Source organism: Aliivibrio sp. S10_S31, assembly GCF_014694495.1.
GTDB lineage: Bacteria > Pseudomonadota > Gammaproteobacteria > Enterobacterales > Vibrionaceae > Aliivibrio > Aliivibrio fischeri.
In genome coordinates this window covers 1-952 of sequence record NZ_JAAUWR010000081.1, presented here as the reverse complement: position 1 = coordinate 952, position 952 = coordinate 1, and the positions used below count along the sequence as shown (strand labels likewise).

Annotated in this window: 2 protein-coding genes; both read right to left on the bottom strand. The window is 37.5% G+C overall.

Features of this window, described 5'->3' with window-relative positions; all coding sequences use genetic code 11:
* Positions 1 to 137: 137 nt before the first annotated feature.
* Positions 138 to 482: a threonyl-tRNA synthetase gene (locus HC728_RS19660; RefSeq protein ID WP_065593617.1), complete on the bottom strand. Its 345-nt coding sequence runs from the start codon at positions 480 to 482 to the stop codon at positions 138 to 140.
* Positions 475 to 921, bottom strand: coding sequence for a hypothetical protein (locus HC728_RS19655; RefSeq protein ID WP_065593616.1), 447 nt, complete (start codon positions 919 to 921; stop codon positions 475 to 477). The genes HC728_RS19660 and HC728_RS19655 overlap by 8 nt, the downstream gene beginning before the upstream one ends.
* Positions 922 to 952 lie beyond the last annotated feature (31 nt).

Here is a 952-nt window from a genome sequence, read left to right as displayed (position 1 = left end):
AACGCTTGCATAACACGTTTATTACTATGCCAAACAACTTGAATTTTACTGCCTTAATCACAAAACCCAAGGCAAACCCAGAACGCCGAGTGTAATAAATCGTGTTGATGCATTTGTTATGTGTATACTCATTACGTTTACGATTTAACTTCTTCTTGGCGCTTAGCTGAAGATCTAGGCTCATTAGGCTTAACTACTGTAGACAAAAATATATCTTTATATATACCTTTTATTGATGCCGTTGTGACAGCAAACCCTGCAATTAAAATATATAAATCAATCTCATTTAGTAATTTTTTAGCTTCATCATTAAATGTGCCTAAAACTAATAATAGGCCACAAACAATACCACTCGACTGTAAAAAGGCATTAACCATAACAGCTTGATTAAATTCTCGTTTAGTTACATGACACCTATATGCATAGATAAGAATGAAAATCCCCCCCAATATCGCTGAAGGGATATAAATAGCTTTATCCATTTTTATCTCCTTTTGCGACCGAATCTCCAATTATCCCACCAATTATTCCACCAATAAGTGCACCGAACGGACCACCAATAGATGCACCAAATATTGCGCCTCCTGCGGCAGCTCCCATAACCCTTGAGCTATCACGCTCAGGCTCTGGCGGTTTATGATAAATCTCGTAGTTAACATTAAGATCTTCGACCCCATTAGCCTCTTCGTCGGAATAATTGATAATCCCTGTTGGATACTCCCAAACTTTCATTCCAATTTCATACAGTGCGCCACATTCGCTACATTGCTCAGAAATTAAAGCACTGTATTCTGTTTCATCACCCATCTCTCGACTTGAACCACCAGTAGCTTCAAAATAGATATCTTCTTCATTTAACTCATGTTCTGAATCACAATTGGAACATCGAAACTTCGCATTCCCTACTATACCGTCACTCATAATCTAATTATTCCTTAAATACACATAACGC

Bases quoted from the DNA above. Each gene is read 5' to 3' on its own strand.
- HC728_RS19660 (WP_065593617.1), bottom strand. From the start codon at position 482: ATGGATAAAGCTATTTATATCCCTTCAGCGATATTGGGGGGGATTTTC.
- HC728_RS19655 (WP_065593616.1), bottom strand. From the start codon at position 921: ATGAGTGACGGTATAGTAGGGAATGCGAAGTTTCGATGTTCCAATTGT.